The sequence below is a fragment of the Cohnella suwonensis genome (genome assembly GCF_042655365.1).
Lineage (GTDB): Bacteria > Bacillota > Bacilli > Paenibacillales > Paenibacillaceae > Cohnella > Cohnella suwonensis.
In genome coordinates this window covers 1-13,932 of sequence record NZ_JBHSMH010000026.1, presented here as the reverse complement: position 1 = coordinate 13,932, position 13,932 = coordinate 1, and the positions used below count along the sequence as shown (strand labels likewise).

Here is a 13,932-nt window from a genome sequence, read left to right as displayed (position 1 = left end):
ACACCTTATTCGAAAGAAAAGCGAAATGCTTGTAAGTTGGGCTCCCGAACTTGCAACTGAACCCCCTGCGGCAATAATTCCTCGATAGTCTTTCGAAGTTTCACGTCATGATGTATTTCCTCGCTTAAGATGGCGACGATGCCGTGATCTTCGCGAGAGCGAATCAATCGTCCCATTCCTTGCTGCAGGCGAAGAAGCATATAGGGCAGATCCACCTCGTCGTACGGCGCTGCCGCCGCCTCCCGCTTCGCCATAAACACCGGATCTTGAGGAGGAAAAGGCAGCGACCAAACGATGACGTTCGAAAGAGAAGGACCGGGTATGTCGAGACCCTCCCATAGACTTACCGCGCACAAAACACTTGCCTCATCCCGTTGAAAAGAGCCGATGAGGTGGCTGATTTCAGCGTCTCCTTCAAACCAGAATCGCATATCCGCGCACTCCGGGTAGGAAGGGATTAACTCCTTAAACTTGAGCAACTCCTCTTTGCCGTTGAATAATATCAACGCCCTGCCTTCCGTTCGGTTCAGCAGGTTCACGGTAGCCTTCATTTTCTCCTCAGACGAAGCCCCATGAGACCATTTGGGAGCCAAGACTTCCATTTGATTCTTATAATCATAGGGGGATTTCGTGCTGAAGGACAAATAACGGTCAATCCCCAAGCTACTCGCTATATAATCGAATGAACCGTTCACGGATAATGTAGCGGATGAAAAAACAACCGGCATACCGAGTGCAAATACCCTTTCGCGCAACACTTCCTTAACGGCTCGGGGCATGATGACCAAGGTGAGCCCGTCCTCGGCTTCCGTTGCCCAGCTTATCAACGCGTCGGAATTCTGAAACAAGCTTAAAGCTTTCTGAATCGTCTCCAGATGCTCCTCGACGATGCGCAGCTGGTACTGGTCTAAGGTATAAAGCTCGCTCTCGAAAACCAGATCTTCTTCGATCGCTTCGATCAGTCGGCGAAACCGTCGCACTTCTTCAAGCAGCGGTTTGCCCAGAATAATCCGTTTCCGGTCAGAGCCGGGTATATCCTCGCAATGTCCCGAAAGCGTGTCGAACAACGACTCGCTTCGATCAATCGCTTCGTCAATGAGCACGGCCAACGATTCCCTAATTTCGCCTTTTAACAATCGAGTGATCAATTCTTCGAACACCGAGTGTTTTAAGCTGTAGGTCAACGCCTTCTGAGCAGCCGATTCTAGCAGATGCCCCTCGTCAAATACGACGGCACAGTGATCCGGCAACAGCGGAAGCTGACCCTCCCGCTTTCGTCCTTCATACGTCCACACGTGCTCCATGTAGAAATCATGCGAGCAAATGATCAAATCGCCGGATTTCCGATAGTGTTCGCGGGATAACGTCTGTCCGCAGCGGTGTCTTTGTTCGCAAGTAAAGCAATCCTGAAACGAGTCCCAACTGATCTTGTTCCACTGATGATCGTTCAAGTGCGGATATTGTTTACGATCTCCATAGGCATGGAACGACTGCATCGCTTTATATTGATGGACAAACCCGGGCAATTCATCGTGCACCGCTCTGTACAAATCCGAATCCTCGTTATCGGCTTGCGCTTGACCCAGCTTGACAAGGCAAAGGTAACGATCCGCGGACTTCGCCATTCTGGCGTCGATCTTAAGGCTCAAATGTCGAGCCAGCTTGGCAAGATCGCCTTCCGGCTTCGCCAGCTGCTCGATTAAAGATTCGTCGGCACAGGCAATGATCGCCGGCTTACGGGTATAACGAGCGTATAAGATCGTGTACAACAGATAAACTAGCGTTTTGCCCGTTCCTACGCCCGCTTCCGCGAAGATAGTCATCTTCTGAGCGAAAGCTCTCTCCAGTTGGTAAGCCATATAGATTTGCTCATCGCGAACTTCGAAGCCGGCTTCCGGCAATATCTCGTAGAACACATCCGCGACCCACTCTCCAACCTGTTGAAGAAAAGGACGGGAATGGTCAAATTCAAAAGGGTAGCGTTTCAATGTTGGTTCTGCCTCCAGGTATCATGTCGAAACATTATCACATGTTCTTCCCATGAAATCAAAAATCCAGCACAAACGGCCGCCAACTTTGAGCCGACGGCCCCGTATGGCGGCTACTCCCATAAAAGCAATAGACGATATTCAAGAGCAGAAGCATAAAAATGGGCTTGTTTGCTACATTGCAAAAATCACTCAGTCGTGCGGTTTGGGAAATACGTTGTTGAACTAACGGAGTTTAGTTTGAGAAGGCAAATAAATAATGCTCATGATACAATGTTTAGTTAGGCGGAGAAATAAACAGAGGCGGAGAGGAGTTCTATAAATGCTTAAGCATAGAAAAGTAATCATAACAGGTGCGGCTTCTGGAATTGGAAAAGAAATTGTCAGACACTGCTTACATGGAAGTGCTTCAGTAATTGCATGCGATATTAATGAACCTGCCTTACGTGATCTAAAGCGGGCTATGGACGACCATGATGCTTTACATACATATCAGTTAGATGTAAGTAAGTATGAAGAGGTCGTTAAATTTTTTGTATATATTGAGAAAGAACATTACGACATAGATGGTTTAGTTAATAATGCAGGGATTTATTTGGCGAAAAATATACTGGACTATCAAGTGGATGAAATTGATAAAGTCCTAAATATAAATGTTAAGGGATTTATTTATTTTTCCCAAATGTTAGGAAAGAAACTGTTCCAAAGCCAACGTAAGGGAGTTATCGTGAATATGTCTTCAGTTTCAGGCATGGAAGGTAGTTCAGATGCAATATATGGGCTATCGAAAGCAGCAATATTGGGTTTAACCAAAAGTTGTGCAATGAATTTCTCACCATATATCCGCGTTAATGCTGTTGCTCCTACTATGGTTAATACTCCAATGATGGATACAATACCTGACTGTAGGAAGGAACAATATTTAAGTCATCAGCTCATTGTTACGCCTGTAACACCTGAAGATGTTGCTGATACTGTTATCTTTTTATTATCAGATAAGTCCAAGCATTATACAGGTGCAACATTCGATATTAATAATGGTGGATACCTAAGATAATTCCTAGTTCTTGTTCAACTAACGGGGGAACGATGGTTTAATTAGCCGCCCTTTCAGTGGGCGGCTTTCTTTTGGTCAAAAATCAACATTTGTTTCCGTTTATTGCGCTAGCCAAGAGTTGGCCAGATGATTAGCTCCGCGCGCGGCGTTCGTATCTTTTAATGCATTCAGCATTACAAAGTCATGGATAATGCCTTGGAAGCGTACGGCCGTTACCGGTACGCCGGCTTCTCTGAGCTTGTTTGCGTAAGCTTCGCCTTCATCCCGAAGGACATCGGCTTCAGCCGTGATGACCAGCGCTTCCGGCAATCCCTTCAACTGTTCAATCGTTGCACGAAGCGGCGAAGCGTAGATTTCGTTTCTTTTATTCATGTCTTTCGTGTATTGATCCCAGAACCATTGCATCGCATCGCGTCGCAAGAAGTAGCCCGTAGCGAACTGCTTGTATGATGCCGTGTCGAAATTAGCATCGGTTACCGGGTAGAAGAGAAGCTGTTTGCTGATTTTCGGACCTTTGCGGTCTTTGGCCATCAAGGTGATCGCCGCCGACATATTGCCCCCCACGCTATCGCCGGCTACCGTGATTTTCCGCGAATCCAGACCGTGCTTGCCTCCTTCGTTCGCCACCCACTGCAGCGCAGCGTACACCTCTTCGATCGCGACCGGATATTGCGCTTCCGGAGAGCGGTCATAGTTCGTAAAAACGACGGCCGAATTGGAGCCTACGGCTAATTCCCGAATCAGACGTTCATGCGTCAACAAGTCCCCGAATACCCAGCCAGCGCCATGCGTATACAGAATGACCGGCAAGTCCTTCGCGGCGTTCTTCGGGCGCACAATAGTAATGGATACGCTCCCTTTTGGCCCGCCTTGAATCGTCAGATTCCGAAGATCTGCGTCCGGCATCTTCACGTCGCCCGATTGCACCTGATCGACGACTTCGCGTCCCTTTTCCGGATCAAGTTCAAACAAGAAAGGCGGGTTTGCCGTATCCTCGACGAACTTCTGAGCTGCAGGCTCAAGCACGATTTTATTCGCGCTTTTCGGAACCGACGAACTCGCCGTTACTGGAGACAAAGAAGCCGCAGCCGCTACGTTGGAATTCACTGTATTAGCCGCGTTTTGGCAGCCGGAGAGTAAGATCATTGTTACAATGCTACTCAGAAGAAACGTTTTAGCTTTCGATTTGTTATTCATGCAGGATTTCCTCCCTGGACCTATAAGTGTAGTGATTCTAAGTTGGTTGGCCCGAGGGCTTAAATACTTCGCCTGATTAGATTATCCGTTTTTTGCGCTAGCCATGAATTTGCTTAACCAACCAAGTCCCTAGACGCTTGCAGCGCGGCTTCATAATCCGGATGGTCCGTCATTTCCTTCAAATATTCCACATACCGGATCGTATCGTCGGCATCAACGATAAAGATGGCACGCTGGTCTAGCTGCAACTCTTTAATCAGAACGCCATACGCTTGACCGAAGGAACGATGCTTATAATCCGATAACGCAACGACTTTATCGATCCCCGCGGTCGTGCAGAATCGGCTCTGCGCGAACGGCAAGTCTACGGAAATCGTCAAAATAACGACATTCTCGCCCAGGTTCGCTGCCTCTTGGTTAAACCGGCGCGTTTGCGCGTCGCATACGCCGGTATCGAGGGAAGGCACGACGGAGATTAATTTGATTTTGCCCTTATAATCGGCGAGGCTCACTTCCGTCAATAATTCCCTACTGATTCGAAAATCCGGCGCCTTATCCCCTATCTTCAATTCCGGACCCAATAAGGTGATCGCCTGTCCTGCCAACGTTGCTACTCCAGTGCGTTCTTGTACCATGAATATTGACCTCCATTTAGATCTAATTTTAATTTGTCAAAATTTAATTTTGCACAAATTATTTTATCGGATCATACCATCGCACAATTTATCTTGTCAACGAATTAATTTTGCACAAAGTATTTGAATTTTGTTTGACAACCATTGATAACAGGAGTATTTTCTGAAATAAGATTGTGCAAAATTTAATGGAGTTAGGAGATGATGATGAGATGGACTCAAAAAATCTTTTAAAGCTTGAGGAGCATATCTGTTTTTCCTTATACGCTTGTTCGAGAGCGATCTTTCGGATGTATCGGCCGCTTCTCGACGAGTTGGAATTAACCTATCCGCAATATCTCGTATTGCTTGTTCTATGGGATCGTCGGGAGTGTTCGATTAAAGAGCTTAGCGAGACTCTCAGCCTGGATTCGGGAACGCTTACTCCAATGCTCAAGAGGATGGAAGCCGCAAAACTCATTACCCGCGAGCGCTCCGCGAACGATGAGAGGGTTGTCAATATTCGAATCACCGAATCGGGAATGGCTCTTCAGGAGAGAGCGGTCTGTATTCCGGAAGCCATGCTGGCTTCCAGCGGGATGACTGCGGAGGAAGCTACGGAATTGAATCATGCAATTAAGAAATTAATGTCGCACGTTGAACGAGTTCAGCCACAAGATCAGGATAAATAATATCCCCCTAAATTGACGGAATGAGAGCTAGTGGGAATCATACCATACTGATTCACGTCCGGCGCCCACCATTCAGGCGTCAACCTTCCCCTTCTCTTCCCTGAATATTGGGGGCCTCCGATCCGATTTCCATCGAAACCTCGATTTCAATCAACTTTTGGTTCTGATACAAGTAGTTCGGCACCTTATATTCCACATGACCTATGGAGAACCATAAGATGGCGGCCTGAAAGCGTTCCGGATCCATAAAATACCGGGGATCGTCATATTGCCCGATCATTTTCTCCACGGAGGCAAGCCCGCATGTAGGCAAAGCTTGAACGTGCCGTCCCGAATTCGCTTATTCCTGGAACTGACGATCCCCGCCTTTTGCAGCTTGCCGACGTGGACGCTCACGATTGCGTTGCTCAGGCCGAGCTCTTCCGCCAAATCCTTAATGCTCTTCTCCTCATGGTGCAAAAGCTCGATGATCCGAAGCCGGACTTCGCTTGCCAGCGCTTCAAGAACCAATAAAGATGCTTTTTAATTAATTTAACGGAGGAATACAAATGACACAGCAAGCATCCATGATCGTTGACAAGGACTTTATTCTCGCGGAAGTGGACCCCAGAATTTACGGTTCCTTCATCGAGCACTTGGGACGTGCGGTTTATGGCGGAATTTATGAGCCGGGTCATCCGACTGCGGACATGCAGGGATTTCGCGGGGACGTGTTGGAAGCGGTTCGCAAGCTGAAGGTTCCGATAATCCGGTACCCCGGCGGTAATTTCGTATCCGGCTATAATTGGGAGGACGGCGTCGGTCCGAAAGCGGAACGCAAGCGCAATCTGGAGCTCGCTTGGTGGACCACGGAAACCAACGAGGTGGGGACAAACGAATTCGCCGATTGGGCCAAGCTGGCAGGATCCGAAGTCATGATGGCGGTTAATCTGGGGACGCGCGGCGTGGATGCCGCAAGAAACCTGGTCGAATATTGCAACCATCCCTCCGGCTCCTACTACAGCGATCTCAGAATCTCTCACGGTTACAAGGAGCCCCATCGCTTCAAAACCTGGTGCCTAGGCAACGAGATGGATGGCCCCTGGCAAATAGGCGCCAAAACCGCCGTTGAATACGGCAGGCTGGCCAACGAGACCGCCAAGGTCATGAAGTGGGTCGACCCGGGCCTGGAACTGGTCGCCTGCGGCAGCTCCACCAGCGGGATGTCAACCTTCGCCGAATGGGAAGCTACCGTACTGGATCTGACGTATGACCAGGTGGATTATCTGTCCCTTCATACTTACTACAACAACAATGAGAACGATTCGATGAACTTCCTTGCGCGCTCCATGGATATGGACCAATTCATCGGAAGCGTTGCCTCCATTTGCGATTACATTAAAGCCAAAAAGAGAAGCAAGAAGAAACTGTATCTATCGTTGGATGAATGGAATGTGTGGAACACGATCGGCTCGAGCCGAGCATCCGAACGCTGGCAGGTAGCGCCTCCGGAATTCGAGGATACGTATACCTTGGAGGACGCCCTCGTTGTCGGGTGCTGCCTGATTACGCTGCTTAAGCACGCCGACCGCGTGAAGATCGCTTGTCTGGCGCAGCTCATTAACACGATTGCGCCGATCTCGACAGAGAATGGCGGACCGCTCTGGCTGCAAACGACCTATTATCCTTATATGCATGCTTCCTTATTCGGCAGAGGAACCGTCCTGCAGCCTATCATCCGTTCGCCTAAATACGATTCCAAAGACTTTACGGATGTCCCCTACCTGGAAGCCATCAGCGTGTATAACGAAGAAGCCGGAGAGATTACCTTGTTTGCCGTCAACCGCCATCTCGCCGATTCCTTGGAGCTGGATGTTAATCTTCGCAGCTTCGGAAATGTACGACTCATGGAGCACATCGTCCTTGAGCATGAGAACATCAAAACGTCCAACACGAAAAACCGCCCCAATGAGGTGGTCCCCCATACACGCGGTGTGACACAAACCGATGAAGGCAAAGTCACGGCCAGATTGTCCAAAGCCTCGTGGAATGTCATCCGATTGGCCGTATTGCCTGAATAATCCGATTGAAAAGACAAGCCCGTCGGCCGATTCCGGACCAACGGGCTTGTCTTCGGCACCAATCGATTGCACCATTTTAACATTCGCGGTACTGCAAACCCCTGATACATCCGCCTTTCGCATGCGCCAGTCTCCCCGCCGTTACCGTTGTCGCATAGATCTTCACCAGTATTTCATTGTCCTTGGATGAAGGTTTTTCTACCTCTTTCAAATGAAGAACATCGGGCGAGCCGTATTTGGTGTACACAATTGCTCTCATATTCGTCCCTCCGCTTATGACCGAAAACGAAAAAAGCCCGCGCTATACGCGGACTTCATTCGGAGCGCCTTAATCATCTAATCCTTTACCATTGAGAATATGCGACAAATATTTTTCAACCCTGGACTCTCTGGTTTTGGATTGTTTAGGTTGAGAAAAATGAAGAATATACGCTCTTTGCCGTCCCGGCGTCAATGCTTCGAAAGCCGTTTTCAAATCGGGTATTTCAAAAAATTTATTTTCTAATTCTTCAGGAATGACGTATTCCGTATTCTTTTTGAATTCCACTTGCAATCCGGCTTTTTCAACTTCAATGGCTTCATCGATATAAGTTTTCAAGATCAGCTGCATCTCTTCTATTTCTTGAACATTGGTGAACCGAATCTGGCGCGCCGCCTGTACATTCTCCGTTTGTTGGATGAGGATCCCATGCGGATCCTTTAACAAGGCGCCTTTGTGGAACAGAAGCGCGCAGTATTCTTTAAATCCGTGGATTAAAACGATGTTATTATTCTGATACGTGTAACAAGGATGCATCCACTTAAAATCTTCGGTCAGCTCGCAATCAAGAACGATATCTCTCAACATCTCGAATTCTTCCTTCCACTTTTTAGCCTTTCTAAAAAATGGATCAATCTTAGGATTCCTTTCGCCTTTTGTCATCAAGGAACACCCCTCTTCATTTTTAGATCAAATTACATCAAGTATCTACCCGTGATCGACTGCTCAGCAAGAACGATCTGCGCCGGCGCGCCCTCGTACACCACCTGGCCGCCTTTGCTGCCTCCGTCCGGCCCCATATCGATGATCCAGTCCGCATGGCCGATCACTTCGAGATTGTGCTCGATGACGATGACCGTATTGCCGGCATCCACGAGGCGGTTCATGATCTCCACAAGGTGACCGATATCCGACATGTGCAGGCCGGTCGTTGGTTCGTCCATTACGTAGATGCTGCCCTTCTTATGCAGCTCGCTTGCCAGCTTGATACGCTGGCATTCCCCGCCCGACAACGTGCTGAGCGGCTGGCCGAGCGTGATATAGTTCAGCCCTACGTCGCTCATCGACCGGAGCTTGCGAACGACCTCTTTAAGCTTGAAAAATTCCAATGCCTGCTCCACGGTCATCTCCAGCACGTCCGCGATGGATTTGCCGTTCAGCTTGTAGGCAAGCACCTCTTCCTTGAACCGTCTGCCTCCGCATGCTTCGCATGGCAGCTCCACGCTGTCCAGGAAGGAAAGGTCGATAGAGACGACGCCTTGCCCTTGGCAGTTCTCGCAAGCCCCCTTGGAGTTGAAGCTGAACAAGCCTTGGTTAACCTTGTTCGCGGAGGCGAACGCCTTGCGCACATCGTCCATAATGCCCGTGTAGGTCGCGGGATTCGAACGCGTGGACACGCCTACCGCCGATTGGTCGATGACGATGGCGTCCGGATGGTTGCCGAGGAATACTTCGTTAATCAACGTACTCTTGCCCGAGCCGGCGACGCCCGTAATGACGGTCAACACGCCGGTCGGAATTTCTACGCTCACGTTCCGCAGGTTGTGCAGCGAGGCATCCTTGATGGATAGCTTGCCGGAGGGCTGCCTGCAATCGTGCTTCAGCCGGAGCGGCCGCTTCATATGGTTGCCTGACAGCGTACCTGACTCCAGCAAGCCTTGGAAGCTTCCTTCATATACGATGTTGCCGCCGCGGCTGCCGGCGTGAGGCCCGACGTCGACGATATGATCCGCCAACTTGATCACGTCGGGATCATGCTCGACGACGATCACGGTATTGCCCTTGTCGCGCAGCTTCCGAAGCAATTCGTTTAACCGATGGACATCGCGGGGGTGTAAGCCTACGCTGGGCTCATCGAATATGTACGTGACATCCACCAGACTGCCGCTCAGGTGCTTTACCATCTTGACGCGCTGCGACTCGCCGCCGAATAACGTATCCGTCTCGCGGTCAAGCGTCAAGTAGTCCAGTCCGATATCCACCAGATGCTGCAACCGCTCCATCAGCGACTTGACGACCGGCGCGGCGACAGGATCGTCGATCTCCCGAACGACGCGGATGAGCTGTCCGACCTCCATGGCCGACAGCTCCGCGATGTTGCGTCCGTTGATCTTGCAACCCAGCGCAGCCTGACTGAGTCTCGCGCCGCGGCAGCTGGAACAGGGGCCCTCGGTCATGTACGGCGCTACGGTTTGTTGCGTACGGTCGGACTTCGCCTTCACATCCTGCTTGATGTACTTGTTGGTGAACTTCTCGATGATGCCTTCCACCGTTATATTCATGGCCTTCCCGGCGAAATCCATTCCCACTTTCCTCGCCTTGGCGTACAGCAGTTGCTCGAGCTCCTCTTCCGAATAATCGCTCAACTTCTTGTCGAGATCGAAGGACCCCGACTGCACGACCATATTCCACTCCCAACCGCTCACCGTATAACCTGGCAACAAAATAGCCCCTTCATTTAAGGACTTCGACATGTCCAGCGCCTTGCTCATGTCGACGCCCAACCTGCGGCCAAGCCCGTTGCACTCGGGACACATGCCTTGCGGATCGTTGAACGAGAATAGGTTCACCGGTCCGACGTAGGGCTGACCCACTCGGGAAAAAAGCAGACGGAGAATGGGAGAAATATCAGTAATCGTGCCCATCGTGGAATGGGAACCGCCGCCCAGCCGTTTCTGATCGACGATAACGGCCATGCTCAGGTTCTCTATCGCATCCGCATCCGGTTGCGGAACGCGGGGCAGGAAATTGCGCACGAACATGCTGAAGTTCTCGTTCAACAATCTTGTGGATTCCGCGGCGATCGTATCGAAGACGATCGATGACTTGCCGGATCCGGATACCCCGGTGAAGATCGTGATCTTCCGCTTGGGAATGCGCAAGGAAACGTTCTTGAGATTGTTTTCCCTCGCGCCCGAGATGACGATATACTCCTGATTGGATTCGCTCATTGTGCTAACAACTTTTCAAGCTCGCTATTCCAATTCGTCCAGCCATACTTCGCTCCTCCGAGTGCTTGAGCATTGGAGATTCCGGTTTGTTCGAGATGAAGGTTAACTTTTCCATCCCCTAAATCCTGCAGCGTCCAGGTGACCGTGTGCTTCTCTCCGCTTGCCCAAGTATAGGACAACCGGTTGGGTTCCTCCACGATAAGCACTTCGCCTTCAATAATTCCATTCCAATATTCGGTCGGTTGTGCGCGGAACTGAAATTGGTGTCCTACGATGGGCTTAAAATCATTTTCGAGGGTCCACTTGGCAAGCTTGCTTGAGTCGGTTAAGGCGGACCAAAGCTTCCCGATCGTTGTCGTGTATTGAAAATCCAAGGTTAAAGTTAAACTCATTCTTCTTCCTCCTCTAATAGTTGGTTCAAGCGCAACATATTCGTACTCCAGAACTTGTTGTAGAAAGCCAACCAATCTTGAATTTCTCTAAGCGGTGAGGCGTTAAGCCGAAATCGCGTTTCTCTGCCGACTTTTCGTTCAAGTACCAGTCCGGCCTCTTTAAGGATGGTCAAATGCTTGGATACCGCTGTACGGCCCATTTGAAACTGTGGCGTTAATTCATGAAGCGGTATCTCCTCTGCCTCTGCTAACAGACGAATCAGTCGGCGCCTAGTTGGATCTGCAATCGCGTCAAATGCATCCCGCAACTGATCGTTCTCGTTCACAACACACTCTCCTCAGTTTTATTACCAAGGGACAGCCGTTAATCTCTCTCCTGATTGGACACCATTTAGTGACGATTTTATTATATGTCACCATTTGGTGTCTTGTCAACAACATGCCCAACTACGAGTTGGTATGGCCATTTACGTTATATGAGAAACATCACTGACTAATCCGAACGAAAAACCGCCATCCGTTGCGCTTAGCACCGGATGGCGGTTTTCGTTGCTTACTTCTTCGAATAGGACAGCAGCTTCAGCAGCACCGTGACGCCTTCTCCTCTGGTTGTTGCGTCGGTCCGGAGTGAAGGTCCCCGCGCATTTGCCTTGCACGAGTCCCAAACGTTTCGCGGCCGCTACCGCTCCTTTCGCCCACGCGGGGATGTCTTTGTCGTCGGCAAATTCTGTTACGGTTCCCGAATCGAGCTTCAGCTTTAACGCATGGGCGATCATGAGCGTCAAAGTTATAGACTAGGCGGCGGCATTAAAGCTGTTGCTCGCCCGATCATTTTATCAACCAGCACTTTAGAGAGTTTATTTAAGAAGTTCTTCGCAAAATTCATTTTCAACACAAGCAAGTTCCATTAAAGCATCAGAAACGTTATGAAAGTTATTCTGAACCATGTTCAACTGACATTTGCCTAATAAATTACCTTGCTCCAGTTTTAGGTCGGATAATATCTTATTGAAGGGGCGGAAAAAATCAGCGAAATCTCCAGACCGTCTTGAACCAACGCTGAAAGCAAAATAAGATAAATGTCCAATTAGATGAGGAGCCACGTTTCCGTCTTTGATTTTATCGGCTAAAGCTGTGATGGCTTCTTTTCCGTAAAGCTTATTTTCTTTCTCCGCATATTCCTGTGATTCTTTGTAAATAGACTTGAAAAATGCGGTTGCCTGGTGATAAATTTCCTCTGCGGTTGGAGAAGAAGTACGTAGTGGGGATAACCAACTATGATATCTGTTTTTGCGATAGAACACATTTTCTGCTTTCCAAGCCCTTTCTAAAAGAGCATGTGATAACGAAACAAATGGGAATCCTCCCGGATCGTGAACATGGATATACTCATCATCGACAGCATAAGCCATTACATAATGATCTACCCCGAAAAGGTTCTTATAATTAGGGTTATATTGTAAATAACCCATATCAAGAGGTCCAAGTACGACGGGCGACTTTTGCAAATCTTGCTCTAATTGTCGGAGCGGCAGTTGTTCCCCATCTTGGCTATATTTCTCCTCAAACTCGAATCCGAGAATTCGTAATGCCCGGCTAATTCCTTTGTCAGGCATACCAGCCCAACTGCTAAAGTAGAGTAAATCATCAACCCACATAGCCCCGAGTCCTACGCCCGTTAAAACTTCTATTGTAGAAGGGGGAATTTCCTCCCCAATAGATGCTAATAGCATAGCAGTAGAATTTGCATAACAATAAGCACCATTTCCAATATATTGAGTCATCATATACCTCCAACAAACGGAATATCAATTAGTCGAGAATTATTGGCAAACAATAATCTATAACAAACTGATCTTCTTGAACATCATTACCATGGTAGTAAATTTCCAAGCAAGGTTTGTCAGCTAGCTGGAAACCGCTATCCGGCAGCCAGCTACCGTATAAATAATCTACTGACTCCCCCAGCTTGGAGATGGCTAATTCAAATGGATGATCTTTACTAACTTCAATCCTGCAAACCGCATATACTCCACCTTGAATATCCTGGACTCCAATTTCACCGCTTGCTTCTGTGGTACCCTCCGGTATTGTAAAGGCTGCATCATACCGACACTTATCACTCACAGTAATGTCCGGATTATCATAAGTGATTCCCATGCTTAGAGTTGTCGAACTAAACAAATTCCGAGAAGCCACCCAATTCTCGACCTTTTTAAATGATTCAGTTATTTCTGGGTTGTAAACTCCTTTTTGATATCCTGTTAGTAGGCGATAATAAGCAACATGAAAAGCCTGAAAAGATTTAATCTCTATTTTAATGCTCAAAAGTGCCCTTTCTTTAAGACTTCCAATGGTTATTGGATTATCTTTATCATAACAATCGGGCTTATTTAGTTCTTTACCATCCTTGCTTTTCATTTTGCTATTCTTGCTAAAAGTTTTCCTATATGAGGTTGCTGACATGCCAAAACGATTTCGAAATGCTCTCGCAAAAATCGATGATGATGAAAATCCGCAATGTAAGGCGATCTCGGTTACTGACATATCCGGTTGATAAAGCAGCAAGTTTGCAGACTTCTCCACACGTATCCTCTGAATGAAATCATATAGGTTCTCTCCTATAAGTAAGCGTCAAACCTTCCCCACCTTCAAGCCCGCTAATCGCTATGAGATAATCCTCCTCAGAATCAGTCAGGGGAGGATTTTTTATGGCCAGAAA

The 13,932-nt window shown here is 48.4% G+C and carries 15 protein-coding genes and 2 pseudogenes; 4 read left to right on the top strand and 13 right to left on the bottom strand.

Going from position 1 to position 13,932, the window contains the following annotated elements; all coding sequences use genetic code 11:
* Positions 1-5: 5 nt before the first annotated feature.
* Complete coding sequence (locus ACFPPD_RS10650) at positions 6-1,988, bottom strand: ATP-dependent DNA helicase (protein WP_209750731.1); 1,983 nt, start codon at positions 1,986-1,988, stop codon at positions 6-8.
* An 88-nt stretch (positions 1,989-2,076) separates the two neighbouring features.
* Between ACFPPD_RS10650 and ACFPPD_RS10645 the strand changes: the two are divergent.
* A pseudogene (locus ACFPPD_RS10645) lies at positions 2,077-2,240 on the top strand (IS1595 family transposase); the annotation flags it as partial.
* Between the two features lie 70 nt (positions 2,241-2,310).
* Positions 2,311-3,045, top strand: coding sequence for an SDR family NAD(P)-dependent oxidoreductase (locus ACFPPD_RS10640; RefSeq protein WP_209750729.1), 735 nt, complete (start codon positions 2,311-2,313; stop codon positions 3,043-3,045).
* Between the two features lie 99 nt (positions 3,046-3,144).
* Here the strand turns inward: ACFPPD_RS10640 and ACFPPD_RS10635 are convergent, their stop codons facing one another.
* The gene (locus ACFPPD_RS10635) at positions 3,145-4,122 is read right to left on the bottom strand and encodes an alpha/beta hydrolase (protein ID WP_378082169.1); all 978 of its coding nucleotides are present in this window, start codon (positions 4,120-4,122) and stop codon (positions 3,145-3,147) included.
* 233 nt (positions 4,123-4,355) lie between these two features.
* Positions 4,356-4,877 carry a thiol peroxidase gene (gene tpx, locus ACFPPD_RS10630; protein ID WP_209750727.1) on the bottom strand — a complete coding sequence of 174 codons (522 nt, stop codon included), beginning with the start codon at positions 4,875-4,877 and terminating at the stop codon, positions 4,356-4,358.
* Between the two features lie 212 nt (positions 4,878-5,089).
* On the opposite strand from tpx, the gene ACFPPD_RS10625 reads away from it, so the two are divergent.
* Positions 5,090-5,548 (top strand): MarR family winged helix-turn-helix transcriptional regulator, encoded by a 459-nt coding sequence (locus ACFPPD_RS10625; RefSeq protein WP_209750726.1) that lies wholly within the window; start codon positions 5,090-5,092, stop codon positions 5,546-5,548.
* Positions 5,549-5,627: 79 nt separating this feature from the next.
* Here ACFPPD_RS10625 and ACFPPD_RS10620 read toward each other — a convergent pair whose 3' ends face one another.
* Together ACFPPD_RS10620 and ACFPPD_RS10615 are read right to left on the bottom strand one after the other, a co-directional pair.
* The gene (locus ACFPPD_RS10620; RefSeq protein WP_378082154.1) at positions 5,628-5,837 is read right to left on the bottom strand and encodes a hypothetical protein; all 210 of its coding nucleotides are present in this window, start codon (positions 5,835-5,837) and stop codon (positions 5,628-5,630) included.
* Positions 5,825-6,058, bottom strand: a complete 234-nt coding sequence (locus tag ACFPPD_RS10615; protein ID WP_378082153.1) for an ArsR/SmtB family transcription factor — start codon at positions 6,056-6,058, stop codon at positions 5,825-5,827. Before ACFPPD_RS10615 ends, ACFPPD_RS10620 begins: the two co-directional genes overlap by 13 nt.
* Positions 6,059-6,096: 38 nt before the next feature.
* Between ACFPPD_RS10615 and arfA the strand changes: the two genes are divergently transcribed.
* A complete protein-coding gene (gene arfA / locus ACFPPD_RS10610; protein WP_209750724.1) occupies positions 6,097-7,608 on the top strand; it encodes an arabinosylfuranosidase ArfA in 1,512 nt (503 codons plus the stop codon).
* Between the two features lie 133 nt (positions 7,609-7,741).
* Here arfA and ACFPPD_RS10605 read toward each other — a convergent pair.
* The 8 genes and pseudogenes from ACFPPD_RS10605 to ACFPPD_RS10570 form a co-directional block, all read right to left on the bottom strand.
* Positions 7,742-7,867 (bottom strand): annotated as a pseudogene (locus ACFPPD_RS10605) (NAD(P)-dependent alcohol dehydrogenase); the annotation flags it as partial.
* 69 nt (positions 7,868-7,936) lie between these two features.
* Positions 7,937-8,530, bottom strand: a complete 594-nt coding sequence (locus ACFPPD_RS10600; RefSeq protein ID WP_209750722.1) for a YdeI/OmpD-associated family protein — start codon at positions 8,528-8,530, stop codon at positions 7,937-7,939.
* Between the two features lie 32 nt (positions 8,531-8,562).
* Positions 8,563-10,818, bottom strand: coding sequence for an ATP-binding cassette domain-containing protein (locus ACFPPD_RS10595; RefSeq protein WP_209750720.1), 2,256 nt, complete (start codon positions 10,816-10,818; stop codon positions 8,563-8,565).
* Positions 10,815-11,210 (bottom strand): SRPBCC family protein, encoded by a 396-nt coding sequence (locus ACFPPD_RS10590; protein WP_209750718.1) that lies wholly within the window; start codon positions 11,208-11,210, stop codon positions 10,815-10,817. Before ACFPPD_RS10590 ends, ACFPPD_RS10595 begins: the two co-directional genes overlap by 4 nt.
* Positions 11,207-11,536 (bottom strand): ArsR/SmtB family transcription factor, encoded by a 330-nt coding sequence (locus tag ACFPPD_RS10585; RefSeq protein ID WP_209750716.1) that lies wholly within the window; start codon positions 11,534-11,536, stop codon positions 11,207-11,209. The genes ACFPPD_RS10590 and ACFPPD_RS10585 overlap by 4 nt, the downstream gene beginning before the upstream one ends.
* Positions 11,537-11,677: 141 nt before the next feature.
* Positions 11,678-11,986, bottom strand: coding sequence for an S-layer homology domain-containing protein (locus ACFPPD_RS10580; protein ID WP_209750714.1), 309 nt, complete (start codon positions 11,984-11,986; stop codon positions 11,678-11,680).
* A gap of 81 nt (positions 11,987-12,067) precedes the next feature.
* A complete protein-coding gene (locus ACFPPD_RS10575; RefSeq protein ID WP_209750712.1) occupies positions 12,068-12,994 on the bottom strand; it encodes a hypothetical protein in 927 nt (308 codons plus the stop codon).
* Positions 12,995-13,022: 28 nt separating this feature from the next.
* Positions 13,023-13,835, bottom strand: a complete 813-nt coding sequence (locus ACFPPD_RS10570; RefSeq protein ID WP_378082166.1) for an AraC family transcriptional regulator — start codon at positions 13,833-13,835, stop codon at positions 13,023-13,025.
* Between the last annotated feature and the right edge of the window lie 97 nt (positions 13,836-13,932).

Excerpts from the sequence above, each read along its gene's own strand:
- ACFPPD_RS10640 (WP_209750729.1), top strand. The coding sequence starts at position 2,311 with ATGCTTAAGCATAGAAAAGTAATCATAACAGGTGCGGCTTCTGGAATT.
- tpx (WP_209750727.1), bottom strand. The coding sequence starts at position 4,877 with ATGGTACAAGAACGCACTGGAGTAGCAACGTTGGCAGGACAGGCGATC.
- ACFPPD_RS10625 (WP_209750726.1), top strand. The coding sequence starts at position 5,090 with ATGGACTCAAAAAATCTTTTAAAGCTTGAGGAGCATATCTGTTTTTCC.
- arfA (WP_209750724.1), top strand. The coding sequence starts at position 6,097 with ATGACACAGCAAGCATCCATGATCGTTGACAAGGACTTTATTCTCGCG.
- ACFPPD_RS10600 (WP_209750722.1), bottom strand. The coding sequence starts at position 8,530 with ATGACAAAAGGCGAAAGGAATCCTAAGATTGATCCATTTTTTAGAAAG.
- ACFPPD_RS10595 (WP_209750720.1), bottom strand. The coding sequence starts at position 10,818 with ATGAGCGAATCCAATCAGGAGTATATCGTCATCTCGGGCGCGAGGGAA.
- ACFPPD_RS10590 (WP_209750718.1), bottom strand. The coding sequence starts at position 11,210 with ATGAGTTTAACTTTAACCTTGGATTTTCAATACACGACAACGATCGGG.
- ACFPPD_RS10580 (WP_209750714.1), bottom strand. The coding sequence starts at position 11,986 with ATGATCGCCCATGCGTTAAAGCTGAAGCTCGATTCGGGAACCGTAACA.
- ACFPPD_RS10575 (WP_209750712.1), bottom strand. The coding sequence starts at position 12,994 with ATGACTCAATATATTGGAAATGGTGCTTATTGTTATGCAAATTCTACT.